The 24,988-nt window shown below is 50.4% G+C and carries 27 protein-coding genes and 1 tRNA gene; 7 read left to right on the top strand and 21 right to left on the bottom strand.

The features are described 5' to 3' along the window. Positions 1-28: 28 nt before the first annotated feature. Both ACZ483_RS06465 and ACZ483_RS06470 read left to right on the top strand, forming a co-directional pair. Entirely contained in the window at positions 29-2,230 is a 2,202-nt protein-coding gene (locus ACZ483_RS06465) for a carbon monoxide dehydrogenase beta subunit family protein (RefSeq protein ID WP_464323371.1), read from the top strand. A 31-nt stretch (positions 2,231-2,261) separates the two neighbouring features. Then, positions 2,262-3,209 carry a UDP-glucuronic acid decarboxylase family protein gene (locus ACZ483_RS06470; protein WP_464323372.1) on the top strand — a complete coding sequence of 316 codons (948 nt, stop codon included), beginning with the start codon at positions 2,262-2,264 and terminating at the stop codon, positions 3,207-3,209. On the opposite strand, the gene ACZ483_RS06475 is transcribed toward ACZ483_RS06470, so the two are convergent. The 4 genes from ACZ483_RS06475 to groES all read right to left on the bottom strand — a co-directional run bounded on the left by ACZ483_RS06475 (position 3,194) and on the right by groES (position 9,240). Then, the gene (locus ACZ483_RS06475) at positions 3,194-5,281 is read right to left on the bottom strand and encodes a SulP family inorganic anion transporter (protein WP_464323373.1); all 2,088 of its coding nucleotides are present in this window, start codon (positions 5,279-5,281) and stop codon (positions 3,194-3,196) included. The genes ACZ483_RS06470 and ACZ483_RS06475 overlap by 16 nt on opposite strands. 67 nt (positions 5,282-5,348) lie before the next feature. Continuing rightward, entirely contained in the window at positions 5,349-7,139 is a 1,791-nt protein-coding gene (locus ACZ483_RS06480; protein ID WP_464323374.1) for a SulP family inorganic anion transporter, read from the bottom strand. A gap of 122 nt (positions 7,140-7,261) precedes the next feature. Beyond that, positions 7,262-8,902, bottom strand: coding sequence for a chaperonin GroEL (gene groL / locus ACZ483_RS06485; RefSeq protein ID WP_464323375.1), 1,641 nt, complete (start codon positions 8,900-8,902; stop codon positions 7,262-7,264). Positions 8,903-8,928: 26 nt separating this feature from the next. Further along, positions 8,929-9,240: a co-chaperone GroES gene (gene groES, locus ACZ483_RS06490; RefSeq protein ID WP_464323376.1), complete on the bottom strand. Its 312-nt coding sequence runs from the start codon at positions 9,238-9,240 to the stop codon at positions 8,929-8,931. Between the two features lie 227 nt (positions 9,241-9,467). On the opposite strand from groES, the gene ACZ483_RS06495 reads away from it, so the two are divergent. Next, positions 9,468-10,790, top strand: coding sequence for a YeeE/YedE thiosulfate transporter family protein (locus ACZ483_RS06495; RefSeq protein ID WP_464323377.1), 1,323 nt, complete (start codon positions 9,468-9,470; stop codon positions 10,788-10,790). Here the strand turns inward: ACZ483_RS06495 and ACZ483_RS06500 are convergent. From ACZ483_RS06500 to ACZ483_RS06520, 5 genes are read right to left on the bottom strand one after another with little or no spacing between them, the layout of a single operon-like run. Beyond that, on the bottom strand, positions 10,780-11,163 hold the full coding sequence (locus tag ACZ483_RS06500; protein ID WP_464323378.1) for a heavy metal-responsive transcriptional regulator: 384 nt from the start codon (positions 11,161-11,163) through the stop codon (positions 10,780-10,782). The genes ACZ483_RS06495 and ACZ483_RS06500 overlap by 11 nt on opposite strands. Continuing rightward, positions 11,160-11,582, bottom strand: coding sequence for a DsrE family protein (locus ACZ483_RS06505; RefSeq protein ID WP_464323379.1), 423 nt, complete (start codon positions 11,580-11,582; stop codon positions 11,160-11,162). Before ACZ483_RS06505 ends, ACZ483_RS06500 begins: the two co-directional genes overlap by 4 nt. After that, positions 11,579-12,853 carry a cytochrome c biogenesis CcdA family protein gene (locus ACZ483_RS06510; protein WP_464323380.1) on the bottom strand — a complete coding sequence of 425 codons (1,275 nt, stop codon included), beginning with the start codon at positions 12,851-12,853 and terminating at the stop codon, positions 11,579-11,581. The genes ACZ483_RS06505 and ACZ483_RS06510 overlap by 4 nt, the downstream gene beginning before the upstream one ends. Beyond that, positions 12,850-13,101 carry a thioredoxin family protein gene (locus ACZ483_RS06515; protein ID WP_464323381.1) on the bottom strand — a complete coding sequence of 84 codons (252 nt, stop codon included), beginning with the start codon at positions 13,099-13,101 and terminating at the stop codon, positions 12,850-12,852. The genes ACZ483_RS06510 and ACZ483_RS06515 overlap by 4 nt, the downstream gene beginning before the upstream one ends. Positions 13,102-13,142: 41 nt before the next feature. Next, positions 13,143-13,463, bottom strand: a complete 321-nt coding sequence (locus tag ACZ483_RS06520) for a DsrE family protein (RefSeq protein WP_464323382.1) — start codon at positions 13,461-13,463, stop codon at positions 13,143-13,145. A gap of 34 nt (positions 13,464-13,497) precedes the next feature. Between ACZ483_RS06520 and queF the strand changes: the two genes are divergently transcribed. Further along, positions 13,498-13,890 (top strand): preQ(1) synthase, encoded by a 393-nt coding sequence (gene queF / locus ACZ483_RS06525; protein WP_464323383.1) that lies wholly within the window; start codon positions 13,498-13,500, stop codon positions 13,888-13,890. A 2-nt stretch (positions 13,891-13,892) separates the two neighbouring features. On the opposite strand, the gene ACZ483_RS06530 is transcribed toward queF, so the two are convergent. Genes ACZ483_RS06530 through ACZ483_RS06540 form a run of 3 tightly spaced genes read right to left on the bottom strand, consistent with a single transcriptional unit; the run spans position 13,893 to position 16,354 of the window. Then, the gene (locus tag ACZ483_RS06530; RefSeq protein WP_464323384.1) at positions 13,893-14,822 is read right to left on the bottom strand and encodes a hypothetical protein; all 930 of its coding nucleotides are present in this window, start codon (positions 14,820-14,822) and stop codon (positions 13,893-13,895) included. A 25-nt stretch (positions 14,823-14,847) separates the two neighbouring features. Further along, positions 14,848-15,546 carry an HvfC/BufC family peptide modification chaperone gene (locus tag ACZ483_RS06535; protein WP_464323385.1) on the bottom strand — a complete coding sequence of 233 codons (699 nt, stop codon included), beginning with the start codon at positions 15,544-15,546 and terminating at the stop codon, positions 14,848-14,850. Further along, the gene (locus tag ACZ483_RS06540; protein WP_464323386.1) at positions 15,530-16,354 is read right to left on the bottom strand and encodes an MbnB/TglH/ChrH family RiPP precursor modification enzyme; all 825 of its coding nucleotides are present in this window, start codon (positions 16,352-16,354) and stop codon (positions 15,530-15,532) included. Before ACZ483_RS06540 ends, ACZ483_RS06535 begins: the two co-directional genes overlap by 17 nt. 95 nt (positions 16,355-16,449) lie before the next feature. On the opposite strand from ACZ483_RS06540, the gene ACZ483_RS06545 reads away from it, so the two are divergent. Both ACZ483_RS06545 and ACZ483_RS06550 read left to right on the top strand, forming a co-directional pair. Then, positions 16,450-16,716 carry a hypothetical protein gene (locus ACZ483_RS06545; protein ID WP_464323387.1) on the top strand — a complete coding sequence of 89 codons (267 nt, stop codon included), beginning with the start codon at positions 16,450-16,452 and terminating at the stop codon, positions 16,714-16,716. Between the two features lie 114 nt (positions 16,717-16,830). Then, positions 16,831-17,514, top strand: coding sequence for a YkgJ family cysteine cluster protein (locus ACZ483_RS06550; RefSeq protein ID WP_464323388.1), 684 nt, complete (start codon positions 16,831-16,833; stop codon positions 17,512-17,514). Here ACZ483_RS06550 and ACZ483_RS06555 read toward each other — a convergent pair. From ACZ483_RS06555 to ACZ483_RS06570, 4 genes are read right to left on the bottom strand one after another with little or no spacing between them, the layout of a single operon-like run. After that, entirely contained in the window at positions 17,504-18,421 is a 918-nt protein-coding gene (locus ACZ483_RS06555; protein WP_464323389.1) for a sulfurtransferase, read from the bottom strand. The genes ACZ483_RS06550 and ACZ483_RS06555 overlap by 11 nt on opposite strands. Before the next feature lie 12 nt (positions 18,422-18,433). Beyond that, positions 18,434-18,709 (bottom strand): heavy-metal-associated domain-containing protein, encoded by a 276-nt coding sequence (locus ACZ483_RS06560; RefSeq protein WP_464323390.1) that lies wholly within the window; start codon positions 18,707-18,709, stop codon positions 18,434-18,436. A gap of 12 nt (positions 18,710-18,721) precedes the next feature. Beyond that, positions 18,722-19,384, bottom strand: a complete 663-nt coding sequence (locus ACZ483_RS06565; protein WP_464323391.1) for a hypothetical protein — start codon at positions 19,382-19,384, stop codon at positions 18,722-18,724. Next, positions 19,381-19,770: a hypothetical protein gene (locus tag ACZ483_RS06570; protein ID WP_464323392.1), complete on the bottom strand. Its 390-nt coding sequence runs from the start codon at positions 19,768-19,770 to the stop codon at positions 19,381-19,383. Before ACZ483_RS06570 ends, ACZ483_RS06565 begins: the two co-directional genes overlap by 4 nt. An 89-nt stretch (positions 19,771-19,859) precedes the next feature. On the opposite strand from ACZ483_RS06570, the gene ACZ483_RS06575 reads away from it, so the two are divergent. Then, positions 19,860-20,252 carry a DUF2203 family protein gene (locus tag ACZ483_RS06575; RefSeq protein ID WP_464323393.1) on the top strand — a complete coding sequence of 131 codons (393 nt, stop codon included), beginning with the start codon at positions 19,860-19,862 and terminating at the stop codon, positions 20,250-20,252. On the opposite strand, the gene ACZ483_RS06580 is transcribed toward ACZ483_RS06575, so the two are convergent. The 5 genes from ACZ483_RS06580 to ACZ483_RS06600 all read right to left on the bottom strand — a co-directional run bounded on the left by ACZ483_RS06580 (position 20,244) and on the right by ACZ483_RS06600 (position 24,962). Then, positions 20,244-21,866 (bottom strand): lytic transglycosylase domain-containing protein, encoded by a 1,623-nt coding sequence (locus tag ACZ483_RS06580; protein ID WP_464323394.1) that lies wholly within the window; start codon positions 21,864-21,866, stop codon positions 20,244-20,246. The genes ACZ483_RS06575 and ACZ483_RS06580 overlap by 9 nt on opposite strands. Then, positions 21,857-22,648 (bottom strand): TIGR00282 family metallophosphoesterase, encoded by a 792-nt coding sequence (locus ACZ483_RS06585; RefSeq protein ID WP_464323395.1) that lies wholly within the window; start codon positions 22,646-22,648, stop codon positions 21,857-21,859. The genes ACZ483_RS06580 and ACZ483_RS06585 overlap by 10 nt, the downstream gene beginning before the upstream one ends. A 9-nt stretch (positions 22,649-22,657) precedes the next feature. Next, positions 22,658-22,744, bottom strand: a tRNA-Leu gene (locus tag ACZ483_RS06590). 9 nt (positions 22,745-22,753) lie between these two features. Continuing rightward, a complete protein-coding gene (rny, locus tag ACZ483_RS06595) occupies positions 22,754-24,403 on the bottom strand; it encodes a ribonuclease Y (protein WP_464323396.1) in 1,650 nt (549 codons plus the stop codon). A 1-nt stretch (position 24,404) separates the two neighbouring features. Further along, positions 24,405-24,962, bottom strand: a complete 558-nt coding sequence (locus tag ACZ483_RS06600) for a 5-formyltetrahydrofolate cyclo-ligase (RefSeq protein ID WP_464323397.1) — start codon at positions 24,960-24,962, stop codon at positions 24,405-24,407. Between the last annotated feature and the right edge of the window lie 26 nt (positions 24,963-24,988).

Here is a 24,988-nt window from a genome sequence, read left to right on the forward strand (position 1 = left end):
TATAATTGCCCTTACGGAGGAAGGAAAGATGTGGAGAGTTGTATATACAGGTCAGAGACCTCAGAGCGAAAATATTGCCCTTGATCAGATAATGCTTGAGCTCAGAGCGGAGGGAAAGATTCCCAACACCATAAGGTTCCTTCAGTTCAAGCCCGAGTGCGTTTTAATAGGCTACCATCAGGCTGTTGAGCAGGAGGTAAGGGAAGAGTATACAACGAGGGAAGGCATAGAGGTGGGGAGGAGGATAACGGGAGGTGGAGCGATCTACTTTGATGAGAGTCAGATAGGGTGGGAGATCATAGCGAGCAGGGAGGATTTTGGAGGAGCGAGCTACGAGGAGATAACCGCGAGGATATGCAGAGCCGCAGCGAAGGCTCTCCAGAAGCTCGGAGTCAACGCCGAATTCAGACCGAGGAACGACATAGAGGTGGAAGGGAAGAAGATCTCTGGAACGGGAGGTGTCTTTGAGGGGAACGCCTTCCTCTATCAGGGAACGGTTCTCGTGGACTTCAACGTGGAGAGGATGCTCAAGTCCCTCCAGATACCGGTAGAGAAGCTCACCTCCAAAGGTATAAAGGCTGCGGAGGACAGGGTAACGTGGCTCAAGAGGGAGCTTGGAAGGATACCCGATAAGGAGGAGATATTCAGCGCCTTCATAGAAGCCTTTAAAGAGGAATTTGGTATAGATGCCCAGTGGGGAGAGCTTACGGAGGAGGAGGAGCGTCTCCTTGAGGAGAAGAGGAACTACTTCAGGAGCGAGGAGTGGATATACCAGATCAAACGCGCCCCCGAGAGCTCGGAGCTGCTCTTCGGGATATATAGGTGCCCCGGAGGGACCTTCAGAGTTTCTGCAAAGGTAGACACCGAGAGAAAGATCTTAGAGCAGGTGGTCATAAACGGGGATTTATTTATAAATCCCAAAAAGCTCATATACGATTTGGAAGCCTATTTAAAGCACACCCCCCTTCAGGACGTGGAGAGAAGGATTAAGGAGTTCTTCGAGAGCAGGGATTTCGAGAGTGTAAACCTCAAGGTCGATGACTTCGTGGAAGCGGTTATGTTCCCTCTGAGAAAGCTCGAGGCGGAGGATTTAGGGATTAAAAAAAAAGAGCTGAATAAGATAATCGGATCCATCGGAGGACCGCTGAAGGAGAACATCAAGAAGGCTAAGGTGATGCTCCTCCCTTACTGCGCCAAACCCGCCTGGTGCGACTACAGACACACCGACGATTGCGGTGAGTGCGGAGGGTGCACCGTAGGAGATTTATACCGGATGGCCTACGAGAGGGGGATGATACCCATAACCATAACGAGCTTCGAGATGCTCAGGGATACCCTCCAGTGGTGTGCGGAGAACGGATACACCTACATAGGACATTGCTGTTACGAGTTTTACGAGAAGAGATACGAGATCTTCAGGAAGGCGAAAGACTGGGGAGCTAACGGAGTTCTGATAGACATAGTGGGAACGACCTGCTACGACCTCGGAGTCGAGGAGGAGGAGAAGGCTTACCACGGAGAGTTTCAGGTGGAACTCGACCTCTTCGTAGAGGATTCGGAGAGGATCCTATCCATAAAGGAGAAGGTGGAGGAACACAACGGAAAGCAGAAAAAGGAAAGACCCAAGCCTGCCGAGGCTCTAAGGGAGTTCATCCCTGAGTACTACAAGATACCCAAGGCGGTCTCAGGTCCTGAGGAGGACAGGACACGGCTTCCTATAGTCAAGGAAAAGGACAAGAGCGTAGGTTTCATAAACGGGGAGAAGGTAAGCTACGATGAGGCTTTAGAAGAGGCTGTAAAGCTCCTGAGGGAAGCAGAGAGACCCACGATAATAGTAGGTCCCCTTGTTCTCTGGAACTGGAGTGAGGAAAGTAGAAGAAAGGCGGATCTGGTCAGGAAGCTAAAGGAGCTCTTTCCTAAGCTGAACGTCCACGTCCTACCCGACTACAGACCCAAGAATAAGAACTTTGACCCCGCACGGGAGGTGGACCCCCCAAACCCTCACATATCCATACTTCATGGAAAGCACGACCTTACTCTCATGATCGGCGTCCACTGCTACAGGACGGACTTCGTGATAAGACTCCTGAAGAAACACACCGATACGAAGATAGTAACCCTCTGCAACCTCTACGGACACCCCGATGCAGATGTGTCCCTGAGTGGTATGAACCCCGAGAAGCTGGAAGAGTTCGTGAGAAGTTCCTCCGAAGGATGTATATACACGTAGCCTGTTGCTTTGCCTTTAAAATATTCTCTCAATGCGAGTTCTTATAACGGGAGCTGCCGGCTTTATCGGATCCCATCTTTGCGAGAGGTTCCTCAAGGAAGGGCACGAAGTTATCGGAATGGATAACTTCCTCACGGGAAGCCCTGATAACATAGCCCACCTATTTAAAAATCCAGAGTTCACCTTTATAAAGTACGACGTTACTAACTATATATACGTTGAAGGAGAACTCGACCTTATCCTCCACTTCGCCTGTCCTGCCTCCCCTGTGGACTACCTGAACCATCCCATACACACGATGAAGGTAGACTCCCTCGGAACGTTACACACCCTCGGTCTTGCAAAGTTAAAGTCTGCTCGTTACGTCTTCGCCTCCACCTCCGAAGTGTACGGAAACCCTACAGTCCATCCTCAACCGGAGACCTACTGGGGAAACGTTAACCCGATAGGACCCAGAAGCGTTTACGACGAGGCTAAGAGGTTCTCCGAAGCCCTCACGATGGCTTACCACAGGGAACACGGATTAGACGTCAGGATAGCGAGGATATTCAACACCTACGGACCGAGAATGAGGATGAACGACGGCAGAGTCGTTCCCAACTTCATAACCCAGGCTCTCACTGGAAAACCTATAACGGTTTACGGGGACGGATCCCAGACGAGGAGCTTCTGCTACATAGACGATCTCGTTGAAGGTATTTATAGACTTGCCACCTACGAGAACCTATCGGGGGAGGTATTTAATCTCGGAAATCCGGAAGAGTACACGATCCTCGAACTTGCAAAGCTGATAGTAGAGATAACGGGGAGTTCCTCTCCCATAGTCTTCAAGGATCGGCCGGTCGACGATCCGGACAGAAGGAAACCTGATATAACCAAGGCGAAGGAGATTATGAGCTGGGAGCCAAGGACTCCCGTCAGGGAGGGGCTGAGGGAAACCGTCGAATGGTTCAGGGAGAGGCTTCAGTCCTCTTCGTAAGCGGACTTTATCAACCTGACCAGGTTTTCGGAGGCCTCCTCGTAAGAGCTACCGAGCACAGGATTCCCGTTAAGGAGGTTTAAACCGAGCCTCCTGCATAGCTGACCGAAGGTGAGGAATCTCCCATCTACCGTTACGACCTTGGTGGGTGTTATGTAGAGCCTACCCTTGTCGTCCATCAGGAAGTCCTCGGAGTCAAACTCAAAGGTGTGCCTGTTGTAAACTATAAGCAGGGTTCTGTCGCCGTTACCTATAAAGACTTTTATGTCCTCCCTCGAGCTGAGTATAAGGTAGAGCTTCCTCACAAGTTCCCTGTCGGCAGGTTTCAGCCTGATGAACTCCTTGACGTCGTAGCACTCATCAAAGACTGCGTAGGGGCACTCAATCCGGCAGTAGTCGTGATCGATCATACCAAAGAGTTTTGAAACGGCAGCACCCTTCGATGGAAATACCCTGTCCTCGCCCACAAGCCTGAAAAGTCCTGCCCTCTCCAGAACCAGCCTTACGGGAGTCTTCAGGTTAACAAAGTAGAGCTTTACACCCTTCCTCTCTTCCTCTTCTACATACTCCTTCAAGACATCTATGGCGGTTGCATCTATATAATTGATAGCTTCGGCGTCTATTACGAGGAACCTGATGGAATCCCTGTGCCTCTTTAACAGATAATCTATCTCCTCCATTATGTGCTCAACGTTGGCAAAGTAAAGGGAAGCGTCAGGTCTAACGAATATAATTTGGGGACAACTCGGAAGTCCAAAGAGGCTCGCGTTTACAAAGGTCCTGGTCTTCGAGTCCCGTGTCAGAACCACCACCCTGGGATGGGTACTCCTCCAGAGGAAGAGGATGAGCGAGATAAGTATACCTATGAATATGGCGTAGTCGGGTTTCATTATAAAGGCGGACACGAAGGTGACGCCGGCGACCACACCGTCCTGAGGGTTCGTCCTGTAAAGTTCCAAAAAAGCTCTTGGCTTTACCAGACCTAGAACGGCGACTATAACCACCGAGGCTAAGACCGCCTTAGGAAGGTTGTAAAGTAAGGGAGCAAGGAAGAACAGGGTAAAGATCACGAATAGGCTGGTGAAGACGCCCGAGAGCCCGGTCTTCGCCCCTGCGAGGAAGTTTACAGCACTCCTTGAAAAGGAACCGCTTACAGGATAGCCCCTGAAAAAGGAGTTTATCAGATTGGAGAGCCCCTGTCCTATGAGCTCCTGATCAACGTCAAGCTTGTGTTTCGTCTGGGCTGCCATCGTCTTCGCTATGGCGTAGGCTTCCATAAAGCCTATAACCGCTATGACTATCGCCTGTCCAAAGAGCTCGTCTACGAGATCGAGGTCCAGGTTAGGAGGTGCCGGACTCGGCAGACCCGAAGGTATGTTCCCCACCACCTTCACACCGGCATCCTCGAGGTTCATGTAGTAGGACGCGAGGGTAGATACCACCACCACGACTAAAGCACCAGGAAAGAGGGGATGTATCCTTTTGGAAAGGAGAATGAAGAGGGTTGCCAGAATACCTACAACTGTGGTTTGGAAATGTAGACCCTCCAGGCTGTTTATTATCTCAAGGAAATTCTTGAAGACAAACTCATGCTTTTCTATCTCTATACCTAAAAGGTGAGGAACCTGTGTTGAGGCTATTATGATAGCCGCCGCGTTTGAGAAACCCACCACGACGGCGTGGGAAACGAAGTTCATAATAAATCCGAACCTGAATATCCCTAAAGCGAGCTGGAATATACCCACGAGAAAGGCCAACAGTGCTGCAAGCTGCACAAACTGAGGGGACTCCGGCTCCGCTAAGGGCATGAGGGAAGTAAACACTAGGAGACTCACTATGGCGACCGGTCCGGTCTGGAGCTGGGGAGAGCTTCCCCAGAGGGCTGCTATCGCAGGAGCGAAGGCTGAGGCGTAGAGCCCCACGACGGGGGGCAGACCGGCCAGCATGGCGTAGGCCATGGACTGGGGGACCAAAATGACGGCGGAGGTCAATCCAGCAACGAGGTCACGTATACATGTCTCTCTACTGTAGCCTTTCAACCACAGAGTAAACGGGAAGAGCTTCTTTACCACTAAAGGAGGATTTTATCTTAAAATGCGCTTCAAGTCTCCCTCGAAAGCTGGTGTAAAACCTGTTGAGTCAGGCGGTTTTCTTCTCCTCTAACTTCTTCTCCTTAACAGTCAGGCACTCCTGGAAGATCACGTAGGGACAGCCGTCCCTGCAGTAGTCGTGATCTATCCTTTTGAAGAGCTCGATTATGGACTGCCCTTTTGAATCGAAGACGAGCTCGTGCTTGACCACCTTGTCAAAGCCAGCGTTCTCTAAGAGTGGATAAACGTCACAACCTATGTTGGCGAAGGATGCCTCCACACCTATGTTTCTCAAAGCCTTTATCAGTCTTATGATCGTCTCCGAGCCCGTGGCATCGGTGTAGTTCACCGCCTCCATATCTATTAGGACGAACTTAAGAGGTCCTTTCCGTAGCCTCTCCTTCGCCTTATCAAGGATGTAATCGTAGACGTACTGGGCGTTACCGAAGTAGATGGACATGTTCGGTCTTATGTAGAGTATCTGAGGGCACTCAGGGAGCCCTCTCTTCTCGGCGTTCACGAAGGTCTTCGACTCTGGATCCCTTGAAAGGATAACTATCCTCGGATACATCGTTCTGTAAACAAAGCTACCGAGGGATAAGATCACACCCAAGGTTATGGCGACCCAGAGATCCATAAAGAAGACGGATACAAAGGTCAGCCCCGCCACCATTCCGTCTATCTTGTTTATTCTGTAAAGCCTTAGGATATCTTGAGGCCTTATGAGATTTATTACTGCAGAGAGAACTACAGCAGCGAGGGTAGCCTTAGGGAGATAATAAAACGCCGGTGCAAGGAGAAAGAGCGTAACGCCCACAAGGGATCCCGTTATTATGCTCGCCAAGGGAGACTTAGCTCCAAGGGCAAAGTTAAGGGAAGATCTCGAGAAGGAACCTCCCGCGGGAAAACCTTTAAAGAACGAAACTGCCACGTTAGCAAGCCCCTGACCGATGAGTTCCTGATTGGGATCCCATCTGTCCCCGGTTCTTATAGCCAAGGTCTTAGCAATAGCAACCGCCTCTATCAAACCGAAGAAGGCAACAACCAGAGCACCTCCCCACATCTGGCTCATCGCCTGAAAATCTATCGGTGGAACGGTAGGATCGGGAAGACCCTGAGGAACCTTACCGACTATCGCAACGCCTTTCTCTTCGAGTTTAAGAAGGTAGGTGATGATCGAGGTTATCGCAACGGCTATTAAAGCTCCCGGCAGGTAAGGGCTTATCTTCCTCGCACCCCAGATTATCAGGTAGGCCCCCACACCTATGACGAAGGTATAGGGATTTGTCAGATGGAGTTTCTGAACTATGTCGGATATAACGGTAAATATATGGGTCGTATTCACAACCGGGAAGCCAAAAAGGTGCTTGAACTGAGAGAGAGCTATAACCATAGCACCTGCGGCGGTAAATCCAATGACGACGCTGTTGGAAATTAGATCCACCACGAAGCCGAGTTTAAAGAACCCTACCAATATTCTCACGATACCCACCATGAGAGCCAAGAGACCCATGTAGGCTACCCATTCGTCCGTCTGGGGCTGAAGGTGGAGTCCGTAAAGTACCGACGCGGAGAGAAGACAGGTCATTGCAACGGGACCCGTTCCGAGAAACCTCGAGCTTCCGAAGAGAGCGGCCACTATCGTGGCTATGAAGGCCGTATAGAGACCCGTTATCGGCGGCATTCCGGCGAGAAGGGCGTAAGCCATCGCCTGGGGGACGTAAACCGCAGCCACCGTAATACCTGCTATGAGGTCCCTTATAAAAGCGTCTTTGGAATAGTCCTTGAACCAGTTGGGGAAAGGAAAGCCTACGTGTATCGGTAAATTCTCGGTTTTCATCGGTTTTGAAAATTATAAAACGGCTTTTGTTTTCCGTGTTATAAGAAATTTTTAATATTTCTATAAGCAATAAAAAAAGGGGGCGAACCGCCCCCTTGAGTAGATTTTTCCCGTAAATGGGATCAGTCGAGCTCGGGCATGTCGGTAGGTGTCATGTCCTTCTGCTTCTTGTCTTCGGGAAGATCCGCTATCAGGGCTTCGGCGGTCAGCATCGTTCCAGCTACCGATGCTGCGTTCTCTATGGCGGTTCTGACAACCTTGGTCGGGTCTATGATTCCCTTCTCCATCATGTCGACGTATTCACCGCTTGCGGCGTCAAATCCCCAGTTCTTACCCTTCTCCTTGCCGAGCTCGATCACCTTCTCAAGGACGACGAATCCCTCGAATCCTGCGTTGTAGGCTATCTGCCTGAGAGGTGTTCTGCAAGCCTTCTTGACTATCTCTACTCCGAGCTTCTGATCCTCGTTGTCCACCTCGAAGTTCTCAAGTACCTCGGATGCTCTCACGAGCGCAACTCCACCTCCGGGGACTATTCCTTCCTCTACCGCAGCCTTGGTCGCGTGGACGGCGTCCTCAACCCTCGCCTTCTTCTCCTTGAGTTCAGCCTCGGTGGCGGCTCCTACCCTTATGACCGCTACACCTCCGGAGAGTTTGGCAAGTCTCTCCTGGAGCTTCTCCCTGTCGTAGTCGGAGGTAGTCTCCTGAATCTGCTTCTTGATCTGCTCGATCCTCGCCTTTATGTCCTCCTCCTTACCCTTTCCACCGACTATGGTGGTGGTCTCCTTGTCCACCACTACCTTATCCGCTCTGCCGAGCATGTCGAGGGTTACGGACTCGAGCTTGATTCCGAGATCCTCCATTATCGCTGTTCCGCCGGTGAGTATGGCGATGTCCTGGAGGTAGTCCTTTCTCCTCTGACCGAATCCTGGAGCCTTAACCGCACATGCCCTGAGAACACCCTTGATGTGGTTCACGACGAGGGTTGCGAGAGCCTCACCTTCAACATCCTCAGCTATCACGAGTAGGGGCTTCCCTGCCCTTACCACCTGCTCGAGGACGGGGAGCAGATCCTTAACGTTAGAGATCTTCTTCTCGTAGATGAGTATGTAAGGCTCTTCGAGGACGCACTGCATCTTATCGGGATCGGTTATGAAGTAGGGAGATAGGTATCCTCTGTCGAACTGCATCCCCTGAACGGTCTCGAGGGTGGTCTCAGCGGACTTGGACTCCTCAACGGTGATGACCCCGTCCTTTCCGACGGCCTCCATGGCGTCCGCGATGATCTTACCTATCTCAGGATCGTTGTTGGCGGATATGGTAGCTACCTGCTCGATCTCGGTTCTTCCCTTGACGTCCACCGAGAGGTTCTTGACCTCCTCAACTACCCTCTTAACAGCCTTGTCTATTCCCCTCTTGATGTCCATGGGGTTGGCGCCAGAGGCTATCGCCTTGAGTCCCTCGTGGAATATAGACTGAGCAAGTATGGTAGCGGTGGTCGTTCCGTCACCTGCCACGTCCGCCGTCTTGGAGGCGACCTCCTTGACGAGCTGGGCACCTATGTTCTCGTAGTTGTCCTTGAGTTCAATCTCCTTGGCGACGGTTACACCGTCCTTAGTAACGACAGGTGTCCCCCAGTTCTTACCTAAGATGACCTCCCTACCTCTGGGACCGAGGGTAACCTTAACGGCGTTAGCGAGCTTGTCGACACCTGCCTTGAGCTTAGCTCTCGCCTCTTCGCTATAGATAATTCCCTTTGCTGCCATCTTTCACACCTCCTCCTTAGGTTTTATTAAGCGGTAACTTTTGCGTCCTCAACTATGGCTAAGACCTCGTCCTCGGACATTATCAGGTACTTCTCGCCGTCAAGCTCGACCTCAGTTCCTGCATACTTGTTGAAGAGAACAACGTCTCCCTCTTTCACCTTAAGGGGCTTGAGTTCTCCGTTGTTGAGGAGTTTCCCCTCTCCAACAGCTATCACCTCACCCATCTGGGGCTTTTCCTTGGCAGTATCGGGAATGATTATCCCCGAAGGGGTCTTCTGCTCTTGCTCTTCGAACCTCCTCACCACGATCTTATCGTAAAGGGGCTTCAGCTTTGCCATCTTCCTACCTCCTTCCGTTTTTATTTCGGTAAAAATTATATTAACTTCCTGAACCGGTGTCAAGAGGTTTTGGGCAAAAATCTGAGCCTTTATGGCTAATATTTTCTTAGCTCAAGGGACAAATATATGTCCCGATCCAAAAGATTTATAGGGTTATAAGAGTTTCTTTTGCTTCGATAAGAGGGAGTGAACTAATATAATCGGGTAACTCTGAAGGAGGAGAGAAGATGGAAGGGGTAACCGAGAAGGCAGAGAGACGTAGCGAGCTTCTGGAGACCATTAGGGAAATATACATCTCTGTGTTCCAAAGTCAGTGGCCCGCATGGGTGGGCGGAATAGCGATGGGCTTTATCGTCGTACTTATGTTCGTCTGGGGATCCCCTTGGGCTGTCACTAACGGGATAATAATATGGGGAGACAACATCCTCAAGCCCATTCTCTATCCCGACGCAGAGGTGCAGAGTCCAATATGGCAGTTCACCGCCCTGATAAACTGGGCTTTTATCCTCGGAGCTCTCATCTCCGCCCTCCTCGGCGGAGACTTCAGGATAAATATACCGAGCTTTAAGGAGTTTATCTTAGGAGCCTTCGGTGGGACCCTGATGGGAATAGGAGCCTTCTTAGCCTTCGGATGCACCATAGGGGCTTTCCTCGTTGGTTTCGGAGCTCTCTCCGCCTCCGGAATAACGATGATGATCGGTCTCGGTCTCGGTGCCTACGTTGGACTCAGAATATATATGTGGCTTCTGATGAGGGGATGGGGCTCAGCAGGTCGAGCTATAGACCTTCCCATGAACCTGAAGGTCACCCTCGGCGTTATACTCCTCGTAATAACTATTCTTCTGATAGCGACTCTCGACAAACCAGTTTCCACCTACGCGCCCGCTCTCGGCCTCGGATCGGTAAAAGTAGCTGCCGGTTCACTCCTCTTCTTCGGTGTGATACTGGGAATAGTCAACCACCGGACGAGGTTCTGCTTTGTGAGAGCCTTCAGAGAACCCTTTATGACCGGTGAGGGCAATATGACGAGGGCTGCCGCTCTCGCTCTGATAATTGCCGCCGTTTTCGGTGCTGTGGTCAAGTTTTCCCCCCTTACCAACGTTTTAGAGATCCCCGATGTTAAGGATATACTCTCCATAGAGATGACCGCACCTCCCTCCATAAAGGCTATGATGGTGGCTCCCTCCTTCCCGATCGGCTCCCTGATAGGGGGGTTCATATTTGGCATAGGTATGACCCTCGCGGGTGGATGCTCAGTGGGAAGTATGTGGAGAGCAGGAGAGGGATCTCTCAAGAACATGACCGCCATACTCTTTTACGCCTTGGGGGGGTCCATCTTTGCCTTCGTCTACAGGAAGATAGAGCCCGCTATATTGAGTACCTTCTCCAGCATCTACGAGAAGCTCGGAGCGACGAACGCAACGGGAATAAGGCTCTTCCTCCCCGACGCTGCTGGACTCGGCTGGGCTCTCGTCATATTCCTTATCTTCGCTTTAGCGTGGCTTATATTCGCAACGTGGAACGAAAGGACTATGAAGTTCACCCTATAGACTCGATAATTGGACACACAGAGGCGGGGATCTCCCGCCTCTCCTTTAAAATATCCTCGAGAAGTTTCTTTTGAGAGTTGAGCTCATCGATCAAGCTTTCTATCTCACGGATTTTTTCCCTTATTTTCTCCTCAACGCACGCGCAGGGTATCCTTCCCGAGAACTTCAGAGAGATAATTTCCTTTATCTCTTCGAGCTTGAAACCGACCGCCTTGGCTTTGAGTATGAACTTACAGAGTTTAAGGTGTTCCTCCGTGTAAACCCTATAACCTGATTCATTTCTCTGGGGTGGTGGAAGGAGACCGATCTCCTCCCAGTATCTTAAGGTCTTAGGGTTCAGTCCAAGCCTCTCGGCGAGTTCACCTATCCTCATAGGTATATAGGTATGTACCCCTCTATGACTTTCAAGACGTGGTGCTCGAAGCCAGATCTGACGACCTCCACACCCTCGAAGAGAGCCTCCTCCGAGACTTCGAACATGTTCATGGCAACCCGGCAGGCCCTGAACTTAACACCGTAAAGCATGAGGTTCTCTATCCTCTCCTCGAACTCCCCGTTTTCGAACCTGTCGAGGAAGACTATCCCCTCGTCGTAAGCCACCACCTCTATATCCACACCCGCTCCCCAGAGGTTTATAGCTCCCCTTATTCTCAAAAAGACCTTTTTCCACCTCCCTCTGTCCCTGAAGGTAACAGGGAAGAGAAGTTTGATCACCTCATCCTGAGATGCTCCGACAGGAACGAGCATGGTAAGGAACCCCACAGTTCCGAGGAGAAAATCCCTTCTCTTCACAGTACCACCTCCAGGAAGTTTTTGAGGAAGTAACCCGAGAGTATCAGGAAGACTATCCCGACTAATTTATTTACGTGAACGTAGTAGGCTTTAAGAAAGCCTGATAGGTAGCTTACGACCATACCTGAAAGGAAGACGGGAAACGCTCTGCCGATGGCGTACACGCCCATGAGGAAAACCGAGTCGATTAAGCTCCCCGTTGAGGCGCTCAGTACAACAGCTCCGAGGAGCAGAGAGGTGCAGGATGGACAGAGGGAGAAAGTGTAGGCCACTCCAAGAAGGAAGCTGCTTGAACCCGCACCCTTGACTGGATTTAGCTTAGCTACCTGAAGGGAGAAGGGAAGAACGTTGAGAAGATTTAGGGCGACCAAGAGGAGTAAAATAGCGAGTAGAAGATTGAATATATCGGCTCTGAATATCTCCGAGAGAACAACAGCGCCGGCAGAGGCAACGCCCCCGACAAGGGCATGGGTGAAGAGGAAGGCAACGGAGAAACCGACCACGCTCAGGGTTATATCCCTTTTAGATTTGTGCTTTGTTACAAGTATTCCGAAGACGACCGGCAGGAAAGGAAGGGTCGAGGGACCGAGGCTTGTAAAGAAACCCAAAACGAAGAGTATTAACATAAGAAAAAGGAAGGGAGGTTTTTCCTGAAGAAGAGAGGACACGAAGAGACTGAGTCCTTTAAAGTCAATAAAGAGACCCATCGCGAGTAAAAGCGAGAAGCCTGTAAGGGCTGAAACCGCCGGTATTAGGGAGGTGAGAACTTTAAGAGCTCTCTCCGGCAGAAGTATGAGGATCAGTGTGGGGAGGGTGACGAAGAGGGCGTACAGATTGAATATCAGAAAGGGACTCTTGAAATAAAGGGAGTAAAAGGCGAGGAGGGCTATGAAGGGGAAGCTGCAGTAGGGAAGGCTGATACCCAGACCTACACCGGGAGGGAACCTTCTCTCTGGAAAGAAGAACTGAGGAGAGAGATCAAAGGGCGCTACCCCGAACCTTCTCATGAGAGGAAAGCCGAGAATGAATATACTCGCGACTACGCCCTGAACGATCAGGAGCGTCTCTACGGATGGGGTAAACCTATTCGAGAGAACATAGAAGAGGAAAGCGATAAGATTGAAGAGAAGGAAGCGTGATAGAAAGAGAAGAGGTATCTCTGCGATACTTCCCTTTTTCACGTAGGCTCTGAACAGTAGATTTATGTTCCACATACAGGGAGTAAAGAAGGACAGGGCTCCGAGTAGCGGAACTATGTATACGGGATTCAAGTTAGCTCCTCCTCTATGGCTCTTCTGATCTTTTCCTCCGTAGGTATAACACCGGCGAACTTCACCTTTCCGTTTATCACCACCGCCGGGGAAGTTAAAATACCGAGCTTCGTTATTCTGTCTGCGTCCTCTATAGGATCGAGCATCTTTACCTCAGCACCGAACTCTCTCGCTACCTTTATAACCCTATCCTTAACCACCGCACATTTGGGACAGAAGTTTGACTCTAAGAGCTCAACCAGGACCATAGATGAGAATATAAACCTTCCAGTTAGCTGGAAGGCAAGAGTTAAAAGCTGATTACCTTATCCGCCCAGCTTACGAGCTCGTATAGATCGTTCATGGAACCTACGGGGCAGGTGGCTTTCTCCTTAGAGTTCCTCACCTCCAAGCACACTCCGCAGGCAACAACCTCCCCTCCGTTCTCCTTGAAAAGTTTCATCTGCTCCTGAACGTTGAACTCTTCGTTATCTATCCCAAGGCTCTCAACACCTTTCCCGAGAAGGAAGAGCTTAACCTCGTCCCCCTGAGCCAAGGAGAAGACACCGAACCTGAAGGCGTTCCATACTGTCTCCGGGTCATTACTGTAAACAACTATTCCCAACCTCATCCGAGCCTCCCTTTTTTGAACTATATTTAATCACATGGAAGAGGTAAGGGAAAAGAAGTACGGAGAGATAGCTATAGAGCAGGCGGAGTTAGAGCCGTGGGAGAATCCGACCCCCGAAAGGGACTACATGATCGAGATAACCTTCCCCGAATTTTCCTGTCTCTGCCCGAGGTCTGGATACCCCGATTACGCGACCATAAAGATACGATACATACCCGACAGGTACATAGTCGAGCTCAAATCCCTCAAGCTATGGCTCAACAAGTTCAGGAACAGGTACATCTCCCACGAGCAGGCGACCAACGAGATATACACCGCCCTTTACGAAACCTTAAAACCTCGTTTCTTAGAGGTTATAGGAGACTTCAACCCGAGGGGAAACGTTCACACGGTTATTAAGGTCAGGAGTGATCAGAGGTACGACTAAGTTCAGACCACAAAGTCGAGCTTCGTGAGAACCCCTGCGGTGCCCCTCTCAGTGAGAAAGATCCCCAAGTTCCTTACGATAGCTCTGTTCCCGAGGTTGAAGAACTCCTCCACATCGCCCGTGTATAGAGCTCCCACACCGACCTGAGACAAGGTCAGGACCCTATCCTCCTGCGCGTTCTTTATCCAAACCTTAAGCTTCTCAAAGGCACCGTCCCCTTCATCTATCCACTCGTTGCCGTCCTCATCGAGATCTCTCAGCTCGGCGAAGGCGTCTCCAGTTCTGACACCCACGATCTCACCTCCGTCTACACTTCCGTTACCGTTTCGATCGAAGAAGATGAAGCCCTTCCCCTTGGCGAGGTAAGGTATCCTCTCTTTGTTACCGTCACCCTCGAGATCGAACTCGAACTCCGAAGAAGAGAGCAGATCCGGCGAACCGTCGAGGTTTATAATCAGAGGATCGACGAAAGCGAGGCTCCCGAAACGAGCGATCTCCTTCTCTACCCGCAGTCCAAGGTTAAAGAGGTTGAGTTCGACCTGAAACTCTATCCTCCTCCCATCACCAGTCCTCACCTCCCCGTAGGCGTAAAATCTGAGTTCGTTTACCTTCGCAGAAATCTCCTCCCTGCTGTACTGAGCACCGAACTTCGGCTCCTCAACCTGCGGTAACTTTGTATCCGTGATCTCCTTGAGGGATAGAGATCTTACTTCCCTGCCCGTTATAAGCTCGAGCAACCTCTTAACTATCTCCTCCTCGGGATCTCTTACCTCTTCCATCTCAACGGATGTGGATCCTAACCTGAGCGGGATCACGCTGAAGGAGCTTCCTGATCTTTCCTCCTTGAGAAAGCGCACCGCCTCTCTGCTGATGTTCAGTTCCAAAGAGGCCGCCTTTGCGGTGAGGGATACATACTGTCCTTCGATCTTCATAATTATCTATCTCGGCTCCCGCTCCCTACCTTTTAACGATAACTTTCAGCTCCACGAGTTCCTTCATGAACCTGTCGAGATAAGACCTTACTTCCTCGGCCTCTTCCCCCAGATCCTTGTTCTTGAGGACCTCTAAGGGAGGCTCTCCCTTCGCGACGTCCGTCAGAAAGGAAAAGACAAATTCCGTTAGCTCTACGTTTCTGACCTCGTCATCCTTCCCTCTATAAAAGAGGAGGTAGTACCTTCCTTCAGCCTTACCGATCTCTTCCGCTGACAGGCTCTCACTCCTGTGAACCGGATACTTGAGCTCGAGCAATCTCGCCGTTGAAGACAGCCTGTAACTCTCTTCCCAGAAGAAGCCTTCAGAGGCTCTATCGTCAGGTGCGTTGAAGACCTCTATCTCGAGCCACTCTAAAAGGAGGAGTTCCTCAAGGAAGGGATATCTCTCCTTCACGGGATGTTTGAGAGATACGAAGAAGTCCAAGAACTCTCCTCCGACGTCTATCAGGAAAGGGGAGCGGTGTTCTCTCCGCACGAACTCCTTTAGGATCCCTCCGAGATCATCCTCAACAAAGGAGGTAAACAGGGGGAAAGAGGTCCTTACGAAGTCTTCGAACCTGTTGTAAACGAGCTCCGAGTATACGGCAAGTCTATCGTTATCAGTTCCCACCCTGCCCCACGCAACGTTGAATAGCTTTTTCATAGCCTCAAGCTCCGACTTCATAGAGAGAACCCTCCAAGGTTTTGAGTTCCCTCAGGAGTTCCTCGTAAGGCGGTATGTTGTTGTCCCTCTCTAAAAGTACAGGGACACTTCCAGTTCTCCGGATAGTGAATCCCAGCAATCTAACGACCCCCTCCATAACTTCTGTACCGTGGGTGTCTATCAGTATCCTCTCGAACCTCTCGTGCCCCGCGATGTGGACGTAGGCTATCCTGTCGAGCTTAAGTCTTCCGATAAAATTGTAGGGATTGTAGCCGTGGTTCACCGAGTTCACGTAGACGTTGTTCACATCGAGCAGAAGGTAGGCTCCGCTCTCCTCGAGAACTGAGTTTATAAACTCCCACTCCTCCATGTCCTTCAAAGGCGTGTAGTAGTAGGAGATGTTTTCGAGTATCAGAGGTCTTTCCAAGATCTCGCTCACCTCCTTCACCTTGCGGGAAACGTGCTTCACCATCTCTTCGGTGAAGGGGAGGGGGAAGAGGTCGTGGAGATAAAAGCCTCCCAAGGAGGAGAAGCTAAGATGTTCAGAGTAAGCCTCTATCTCGAACTCCTCGAGGAACTCCCTTAACTTCCTTAGAAACTGGAGATTGAGTTCATCGGGGGAGCCTATAGAGAGGGAGAGTCCGTGACAGACGATGGGAAAACGCTCCCTTATGCTGGATAAAGTTTTCCTAAAAAAGCCTCCCCTCCCCATCCAGTTCTCGGGGGCTATCTCGAACCAGGAGGGGGCCTCCTCTCTCTCAAGAACCTCCTCCGCGAAGGAGTACCTGAGACCGAGACCAAAGCCTTGGGGAAGATTCGGCCCGTCCATAGGTATAACTTACCAGTTCTTCAGGCAGGTAAAGTGATGTAAATTACAGAAAGGGAAACAAAAGATCCTAAACTCATACTGTAAGGAGGTGAGCCATGGACAAGAAGCAAAAACTTATGAGCCTTTTAGGTTCGGCTGTTATCTTAGGGCTCGGGGCTGGAGATGCGTCCCAGGCAATAGCCGGAGAGGGTAAGTGTGCCGGGATGAAGGGTGGAACCCAGACGGAGAAGAACAAGGAGGCAACCTGCGCCGGAATGAAGAAGGAGGAAAAGGAGAAGACCAAGAAGAAGAATAAGGAGATGAGCTGTGCAGGTCCTGGAGGGTGCGGAGGCAAGATGAAAAAGGAAGGATCGGAGTCTTGAAGGGGGATGTTTCCCTCTAACCTGACGTGGTTTGCCCTTATGAGAAGAGAATTTCCGCCCCTTAAGTTATTTTTTCATGTCCCCTGCTGAATAGTGGAGGTAAACTCTCTTCGGATGGGGTTCTTAAAAGGCTCCCGGGAGGTAGAGTACGCCGAAAGGAGGTTTTCTTTAGCGGAAGCTCTTATTAGGGAGAGCGTATCCGATCTCAGGATAGACTGTGGTAAGGGATGTGCCTACTGCTGTTATGGAGTTACCCTCTGGGTGCCGAGGATAGAGGCTTTAGCCTTAGTTAACTTTCTGAACAAACTCCCTCTAAAGGTGAGGAAGGAGATAGCCTCAAGGCTAAGGGACTACGGAAAGAGATACAGGGAAGAGGCAAGCAGTGTAGGCTACGATCTCAGATCCCCCGCTTCGGAAAGTAATCTCGACGTGGAGAAGCTCGGTTTAATAGGTGGTCTGCACATGAACGAGGTCCCCTGTCCTTTCCTGAACCTTTCGGATCTGTCCTGCGCCGTCTACGAGGTGAGACCTCTCCTCTGCCGTCTGACGTTGTTTCCGGATAGGGAGATATGCAGAAAAGACTGGGAAAATCCACTTTCCTTTATCTGGAAGCAGGAGATAGCCCCCTTCGTGGACAGGATAAAGGAAAGATTCTTCGGAAGATGGAGGCTCAAGCTTTCAGAGCTCCAGAAGAGTTATCCCGAGCTCGACTTTGGAAAGCTGGAGCGAGAGTTCATCTTTCTGGGAGAAGCGCTAAGGCTCGATCCGGTTAAGAAGATCTTTAAGATCAACGTTTAGGAGGTCTACAGTCCCTGAAGGTCTCCCACACGAACCTGTTAAGGGGAAGGTCTAAGTACTCCCACTCCCTTTTGGAGGCGTCGTAAACCCTTCCTCCGGTGTATCCCGCTATATCCATAACCATGTAAACGAAAGCTGCGCCTGTCCCTCCGAAGCAGAATAGCAGAACTTCGTCGTTCTTCCCTATGCCGAGGTTCTTCAAAAAGTCACTTGTGTAGTCAGGATACTCTATAAAGTACTTGCCCGTCTTGTCGTCTTTATGAACCCACCACTCCCATGGGAAGGGAACCGAGCAGGGAACGTGTCCGTATCTCTTCGCTGCTGGAAACTTGGATATTCCGAAGTAGTGGCCGGCCGGTCTCCCGTCTATTATGGGCTTCTTCCCTATGTTCTCAAGAAGGTACTTCCAGCCTATCTCCTTGTAAGGATTGTAGTTCACTTTAAAATTGCCGGGCTTTACCTCAGACTCTTCGTAGCTTACGGGGTAATTTCTCGATACCCACGAGACCCAACCCCCATCGAGGATGCCCACCTTTTCATGCCCGAGCAGATGGAATATCCAGTAGGCGTAAACCGCCCCGAGTATCTCGTTTATCTTGTTTCCCTTGTAGTAGAGGATTACCTCCGAGTCGTTGTTTATCCCCCACTTCCTAAAGAGTTTCTCGTACTCCCTTAGAGGCTTCTTTACCAGAGCACCGGTTTTCTCGTCCATAATTCTCCAGTCCTCCTTCTCCGTCAACCTCGCTCCGGGTATGTGTCCTTCCACAAGGTAGCTCTGAGAATCGGAGAACTCCAATATAACGAGGTTCTCATCTCCCAGTCTCTCCCTGAGCCACTCGGGTGGAACGAGCTTCGGAACTCCGAAGGACAGGCTGACAAGGAATATGAGCATCAAGGCTACACCCATAGCATCACCTCCTTACTCCAAATACTTTATCTCCCTTAGTTTAAATCCGGACTCCTTTACTATCCTCTTCAGAACCTCCTCCTCGACCTCCACTCCCTCCTTGAACTGGATAAGCACTGTCCCTTTATTTAGACTGATATTCACCCTTTCAACCCCTTCAAGTTTTTTTAGCTTCTTCTCAAGACCCCAAGCGCAGAAGGCGCACGCCAGACCGTCCACCTTCAAGAGTATATCCTTACCAAGGGAGAGGTTTATGAGAAGGAACAACACCAGAAGCGCTCTCAGCATAATCCTAACCTCCTAAAAGTGAACCTCAAAGGATAAGGAAGCTCTCTCTTTTACATCCCTTCTCTTGGCTTCGTCGCTCCTGTATGTAGGTATCTGCATCCCTCCCTTCAGCGCGATGTTTCTGTAGGTGAAGAAAAAAGCGGGAGAGGTAAATAGGACCCGAACACTCCCCTTCTGTTCGTAGTTCAGCTCGGAGAGAAGGACGAGGTCAGGTTTGAGATATTCCATTAGCCAAGGTCTTATGCCAACTGCTCCGTCAATAAAGAACTTCCTTGAAGCTCTCATATCCGCGAAGAAGTACCACCTTCGAGACTCCCTGCCGATAGCCAGCCCTCCCAAAGGATACAGCCTGTCTTCCTCCATATCGAAGATCGTCCCGCCTATTAGGGAAAGGGCATCGATTTGACCGACGTCGTACCGCTTCCACACTCTATACTTCAGCCTAAAACCGGCCTCCCTCATATCCCTGTTGCCGTTCACAGACCTCGCGGTAAAGGAAAGGTCCTCGGTTACGCCGTAGAGAACTTCGGTCGCCAAACCCTCCTCCTTAACCTTTTCGTACTCGAACTCTATACCCACACCTCCCTTGAATATCGTCCCCGGTCCCAAACCGAATATAGGCTCGTGGGCGTAGGAGATGTAGGGAAGCACCAGCAGGGGAATTAACCTTCTCATACCTTTAACCACCTCAGGAATGGAACGGCGAGGTAGGCGAAGAAGAAACCTACAGAGTATATGATCAGGGAGGTCCAGAACATAAACCTCGAGAAGGAGCTCGCCGTCTCACAGCCTTCCCCGGCTATACTGCAAGCTAATCTACTCCTCGGTCTGTACATTAGGTAAGCGTTCAGTATCAGGAGAGCACCCGCCAGGAGGAATATCCACAGCTTGTAACGGGAAAGGGGAACGAGCCACGGGAAGGCGGTTATAAGCGACACGACTGCGGAACCTCCGGCAACCGCGGCGATCAGTGCAGGCAGAGCACAGCACAGGAGCGTTCCCGTCGAAGTGAACAGCGCCAAGAAGCTTACGACCTTTCTTCTGAAGCCTTTCATGTCCATGAATATAAACCTTCCAGTTAACTGGAAGGCAAGGGGGATATGAACCTTTTCCGATTGACATAAGTAAGTTGGATGACATATTAAAGAGCATGAAGGTCTTTACCCTGGAAGAGGCGAGAAATTTGCTTATAAAGATAAAGCCGATAGTGGAAGACATAAACATTAAGAAGAACGAGCTGTTCGAGATATACGCCCGCCTTGAAGACGAGCAGGACGACCTCGAGAAGATGTATTACCATACAAAGGCGAAGGAGATAGAGAGTCTTATAAGACAGGGATTTCTGAGAATAGAGGAGCTCGGGGGTGTAATAAAGGGCGTAGATCCCATACTCGTGGACTTCCTATCTTACCACGACGGCAGGTACATCTGGCTCTGCTGGAGGGAGGATGAGGACACGATAAGATATTGGCACGAGCTTAACGACGGGTTCGCTGGGAGGAGACCGGTGGAAGACCTGGAGAGATCTGAGGATCTATTCTGAGAGTTTGTCGCTGTAAACGTAGTAGAACCATAGAACCCTCTTGACGTAATTCCTTGTTTCCCTATAGGGGATACTCTCTATGAAGACGAAGTCGTCCTCGTAGTTTGTCCACCTGCTCACAGCTCCCTGTCCGGCGTTGTAGGAAGCTATCGCTCTCACCAGATCTCCGTTCCAGAGGTCGAGGAGGTATCTTAGATAAGCTACCCCGAGGGTTATATTCGTCTCCACGTCGAAGATATCCTTAATCTCCAGCCCTATTCTCTCAGCCTTCCAGCGAGCGGTCCTGTCGAGGAGCTGCATGAGTCCCTTAGCGTTGGATCTCGATACAGCAACGGGATCGAAGAGGCTTTCCTGACGCATAACGGCGTAGATCAGGGGCGGATCTATTCTGAACCTCCTCGATACTCTGGCTACCACCTCCCTGTGAGGTGTCGGAAAGGCCACCGCTCTGTATATATCCGAGCCTACGCCATAAACCCTTACCGAGAGCTTTATAGCGGTGAAGGGATCGAACTTTAATATCTCGAAGATATCTTCAGGAACTATCTCGTTCGTCCTCCTGAAAGCTTCGAGCCTCATATAGTAAAGAAAGCCAAGGTCCTTTATTACCTTCAATCTTCTCGCTAAGGTCGCTCTGTTCTGTCTTGGTGATCCAAAGCTGGCAGGGTTATAAGCCCTTTTTCCGAGAATTTTTTTAGCGACCGTGGCGTAGAAACCATCGAGATCAGCGGTTCGCTTCAGATAGAAAAAAGCGAGATCTTTATAACCGAGCTTTAGAAGGACCTTATACTTCCAGAACCACACCCTCGTCCTCTCCAGACTGCCTCTGGCAAAGCTTTCAGCTTCCGAAAATTCCTCGAAGGCTAAAGCGTATCTGCCGGCAATGTAGTCCACGAGGGCGACGTAGAAGGTGCCTTTAAAACCTCCCGTGTAGATGAAATACTTTCTTGCCTTGTTGTATATAGCCCTACTCAAGAAATACCAGCCCAAGCTGTAATAGAGCTCCCCACTGTCCTTTAGCTTAGCAAACGCCTCTGCTTCGGCAATTTTGCCAAGGGAGAGGTAAGTTGACAATAGGTAAGGCTCGGTTCTCTCGTCATCGCAGCCGAGGAAAGTTTTAAGACTATCTTCAAGTCTTTTCATTCTAAGCAATGCTATTCCCTTGTAGAGGCAGAAATCGGAAGATAACCTCAGCACATCCTTGTATTTTCTCTTGGAAAGCAAACGCTTTAACACGTCCTCCTTCTCCCCAGCCGTCAGTCCAGCATCTCCTATCATGTCGGTAGCGTGTTCTGGAAAGCGAAGGATAAAAGGCTTAAGATCGAGCTCGAGGATTTTCCATAGCCTTAGAACCCTCTTCCCGTACTCATCCCTGACATTTTTGAGATTTACCCTTTGCAGAATGTGCTTCGCCATGCCTCTCTCACCCTTAGATAGAAGGACCTCGGCAAGCTCTACTCTCAGCTCGTCCGAAAAGACAGCGTCGGAGTAGTTGTCCAATAGGAACAAAGCAACGCCAACATCCTTAGTATCTTTGAACTTTTTAAGCAGGATATACTCCGGAGGAACTTGTCCGAAGACAAAACTAAAAAGGAGGAGAAGTATCAGGAGCACTTCTCTATCTCCCTGACCCTCTTTATCTCCCTCGCCCTTCCGCTCTCCTCATCCACATCCACAACTATCGCGTTGAACACAACGTCTTCCTTCTCCTCTACCTTGAACCTCCTCGGAAGAGCGTAGAGGAATCTCTCTATAGGTTCCTTGAAATGCATACCTATAACGGAGTAGAGAGCTCCGGTCATTCCCACATCGCTAACGTAAGCTGTTCCCTTCTTGAGGATTATTTCATCTGCCGTAGGAACGTGGGTGTGGGTGCCGTAAACCACAGAAGCCCTCCCGTCGGCGTATATACCGAAAGCCCACTTCTCCGAGGTAGTCTCGGCGTGAAAATCAACGATAATGACCTCGGTTTCCTTGGAAATCTCCTCGTATATTCTGTCGAAAACCCTGAAAGGGTTGTCCAAGTTGGGATCAAGGAATATCCTACCCATGAGGTTTACAACTGCGAACTTCTTTCCCCTAACCTCAAATATGCCCCAACCCTTTCCCGGAACGCCATCGGGATAGTTGGCAGGTCTGAGGAGGTCTGGAGCCCTGTCTATAAACTCGTAAACCTCCTTCTTGTCCCATATATGATTTCCAGAGGTGAAGACGTTTATTCCGTAGGATTTGAGCTCATCGTAGACCTTACGGGTTAGACCGAACCCCCCGGCGGCGTTCTCGACGTTGGCTATAACTACATCTATGCTTTCCTTCTCTCTGAAGATAGGGATGAACTTCGATACGGACCTTCTCCCCGGTCTTCCGACGATATCGCCTATTATCAGGAACCTCATTCTCTTTTATGGTGCGGGTGGCGGGAGTCGAACCCGCACGCCCTCGCGGGCACCGGATCCTGAGTCCGGCGCGTCTGCCAGTTCCGCCACACCCGCTATTAATAATTATTTAGCATACTCGACGTGCCTTAGCTCTCTGATAACGACCACCTTTATCTGTCCGGGATACTCCATCTCTTCCTCTATCTTTTTGGCTATCTCTTTGGAGAGCATGAAGGCTTCCTCGTCGCTTATCTCCTCAGGATCCACTATAACTCTTACCTCCCTTCCCGCCTGAACAGCGTAGGCGTTGGCGACTCCCTTAAAGGATTTGACTATCTCCTCAAGCTTCTCAAGTCTCTTCAGGTACGCCTCCAGGGTCTCCCTTCTTGCCCCAGGTCTCGCTGCGGAAAGAGCATCGGCAGCGCAGACGAGAGCCACCTCAGGGTATCTCACCGGCTCCTCCTCATGGTGAGCTCTTATGGCGTTTATGACCGCATCGGGCTCTCCGAACTTCTTGCAGAGCTCCACACCTATGTCCGTGTGCGATCCTCCGAGCTCGTGGGAGACCGCTTTACCTATGTCGTGGAGGAGTCCAGCCCTTCTGGCGAGCTTGGCATCGAGACCTAACTCCTCAGCCATAAGTCCGGCGAGGTAGGCGACCTCCTTGGAGTGTAGAAGGACGTTCTGGGAGTAGCTCGTTCTAAAGTAAAGCTTGCCTATGTAGTAGTAAAGTCCGGGGTTTATGTCGTGCAGTCCGAGCTCGAAGGCAGTCTCCTCACCCATCTTCCTGATCTTCTCGTCCATCTCCCTCTTTACCTCGTCCACTATCTCCTCTATCCTCGCAGGATGTATCCTCCCGTCCTCTATGAGCCTCTCGAGGGCTTCCTTAGCTATCTCCCTTCTCAGAGGATCGAAGGAAGATATGGTCACGACGTCGGGCGTATCGTCTATTATGAGATCCACTCCCGTGAGGAGCTCAAAGGTCCTTATGTTCCTTCCTTCCCTTCCTATGATCCTTCCCTTGAACTCGTTGCTGGGAAGTTCCACCGCAGTGGTGGTATAGTTTATGGCTATCTGGGGAGAGATCCTCTGAACGGCTGTGGTCACTATCCTCTTTGCCTCCCTGTCAGCTTTCTCCTTAGCCTCCTCCTCTATCCTCTTCATCAGCTTTATAGCCTCGAGCTTGCTCTCCTCCTCGACCCTTCTCATGAGCTCCTCCCTCGCCTCCTCAAGGGTAAGGGAGGCTATCCTCTGGAGTTCTAAAAGCTCCTGCTCTTTCAGCTTTCTTATCTCCTCCTGCTCTTTGTGGAGCTTCTCCTCGAGCTCTAAGAGCTCCTTCCTACGGGCTTCCACCTGCCTCTCGAACTCCCTTATCTCCCTCTCCCTTTTGTATATCTCCTCCTCCCTTCTCTCCACCGTTTCCCACTTCCTCTCTAACTGTCTTTCTTTAGAGTGCAACGTCTCTTCGAGCTCCTTTATCTCCCTCTTCTTCTCCTCAGCCTCTTCCCTTATCCTCTGGGCCTCCTCCTTAGCTTGAGCGATTATCCTCTGAGCTTTCTCGTCCGCCTCTTTTAGCAGAGACTCCGCTCTCTCCTGAGCTTCCCTTATTAGCTTTAGAGCTTCCTCTTCGGCTCTCCTTACTTCTTTCTCAATATCGATCCGGGGAGCCTGAACGGTTTGAGGAGCCTCCTTCTTTCCTCTCAAGAGAAAGAAAACCACGAGACTTCCTACCAGAACTCCTACCGCTATACCTATGAGCACCATCGGTTCCATCTCACAACCTCCTTATCACCTCTTTTTCAGTTACGACCATATCCACGGGAACGTCCCATTCATCCCGCGGGATTTTGCTAAGTACCTGAAAGGAGTAAGCAACCCCTACCTTCGGAGCGCCCACTCTTTTCAGGAGCCTATCGTAATACCCCTTTCCAAAGCCTATCCTGTATCCCTCCCTGTCGAAGATTATCCCCGGCACAACTGCGAGGTCGAGTTCCTCAGGATTAATCCTCCTTCCCTTAGGAGGTTCTGGTATGTTAAAAGTACCGTTGATTAAACACTTCGGATCCTCCACTTCTAAGAGTTCTAAATTGTCTCCCTTTACCCTTGGAAGGACGAGTGTCTTTCCATCTTTTAGGATAGAGTCGAAGACAGGCGTGAGATCAGGCTCACCCTTGGTGGCACAGTAAAGCAGTATTATTTTGGCGTCTTTGAACTCAGGAAGCGTAGCGAGATTCTTCCTTATCCTTTCGTCCGCCTCTTCCCTTACACTCCTTTCAAGGTTTAACCTTCTCCTGAGGTATCTCTCTCTTACCTCTTCCTTGCTTATTACCAACTCTCTTCCACCTCCTGTTTCCAGGA

Source organism: Hydrogenivirga okinawensis, assembly GCF_055385515.1.

Excerpts from the sequence above, each read along its gene's own strand:
- ACZ483_RS06465 (WP_464323371.1), top strand. The coding sequence starts at position 29 with ATGTGGAGAGTTGTATATACAGGTCAGAGACCTCAGAGCGAAAATATT.
- ACZ483_RS06470 (WP_464323372.1), top strand. The coding sequence starts at position 2,262 with ATGCGAGTTCTTATAACGGGAGCTGCCGGCTTTATCGGATCCCATCTT.
- ACZ483_RS06480 (WP_464323374.1), bottom strand. The coding sequence starts at position 7,139 with ATGAAAACCGAGAATTTACCGATACACGTAGGCTTTCCTTTCCCCAAC.
- groL (WP_464323375.1), bottom strand. The coding sequence starts at position 8,902 with ATGGCAGCAAAGGGAATTATCTATAGCGAAGAGGCGAGAGCTAAGCTC.
- groES (WP_464323376.1), bottom strand. The coding sequence starts at position 9,240 with ATGGCAAAGCTGAAGCCCCTTTACGATAAGATCGTGGTGAGGAGGTTC.
- ACZ483_RS06495 (WP_464323377.1), top strand. The coding sequence starts at position 9,468 with ATGGAAGGGGTAACCGAGAAGGCAGAGAGACGTAGCGAGCTTCTGGAG.
- ACZ483_RS06500 (WP_464323378.1), bottom strand. The coding sequence starts at position 11,163 with ATGAGGATAGGTGAACTCGCCGAGAGGCTTGGACTGAACCCTAAGACC.
- ACZ483_RS06515 (WP_464323381.1), bottom strand. The coding sequence starts at position 13,101 with ATGGTCCTGGTTGAGCTCTTAGAGTCAAACTTCTGTCCCAAATGTGCG.
- ACZ483_RS06520 (WP_464323382.1), bottom strand. The coding sequence starts at position 13,463 with ATGAGGTTGGGAATAGTTGTTTACAGTAATGACCCGGAGACAGTATGG.
- queF (WP_464323383.1), top strand. The coding sequence starts at position 13,498 with ATGGAAGAGGTAAGGGAAAAGAAGTACGGAGAGATAGCTATAGAGCAG.
- ACZ483_RS06530 (WP_464323384.1), bottom strand. The coding sequence starts at position 14,822 with ATGAAGATCGAAGGACAGTATGTATCCCTCACCGCAAAGGCGGCCTCT.
- ACZ483_RS06535 (WP_464323385.1), bottom strand. The coding sequence starts at position 15,546 with ATGAAGTCGGAGCTTGAGGCTATGAAAAAGCTATTCAACGTTGCGTGG.
- ACZ483_RS06540 (WP_464323386.1), bottom strand. The coding sequence starts at position 16,354 with ATGGACGGGCCGAATCTTCCCCAAGGCTTTGGTCTCGGTCTCAGGTAC.
- ACZ483_RS06545 (WP_464323387.1), top strand. The coding sequence starts at position 16,450 with ATGGACAAGAAGCAAAAACTTATGAGCCTTTTAGGTTCGGCTGTTATC.
- ACZ483_RS06550 (WP_464323388.1), top strand. The coding sequence starts at position 16,831 with ATGGGGTTCTTAAAAGGCTCCCGGGAGGTAGAGTACGCCGAAAGGAGG.
- ACZ483_RS06555 (WP_464323389.1), bottom strand. The coding sequence starts at position 18,421 with ATGGGTGTAGCCTTGATGCTCATATTCCTTGTCAGCCTGTCCTTCGGA.
- ACZ483_RS06560 (WP_464323390.1), bottom strand. The coding sequence starts at position 18,709 with ATGCTGAGAGCGCTTCTGGTGTTGTTCCTTCTCATAAACCTCTCCCTT.
- ACZ483_RS06565 (WP_464323391.1), bottom strand. The coding sequence starts at position 19,384 with ATGAGAAGGTTAATTCCCCTGCTGGTGCTTCCCTACATCTCCTACGCC.
- ACZ483_RS06570 (WP_464323392.1), bottom strand. The coding sequence starts at position 19,770 with ATGGACATGAAAGGCTTCAGAAGAAAGGTCGTAAGCTTCTTGGCGCTG.
- ACZ483_RS06575 (WP_464323393.1), top strand. The coding sequence starts at position 19,860 with ATGAAGGTCTTTACCCTGGAAGAGGCGAGAAATTTGCTTATAAAGATA.
- ACZ483_RS06585 (WP_464323395.1), bottom strand. The coding sequence starts at position 22,648 with ATGAGGTTCCTGATAATAGGCGATATCGTCGGAAGACCGGGGAGAAGG.
- rny (WP_464323396.1), bottom strand. The coding sequence starts at position 24,403 with ATGGAACCGATGGTGCTCATAGGTATAGCGGTAGGAGTTCTGGTAGGA.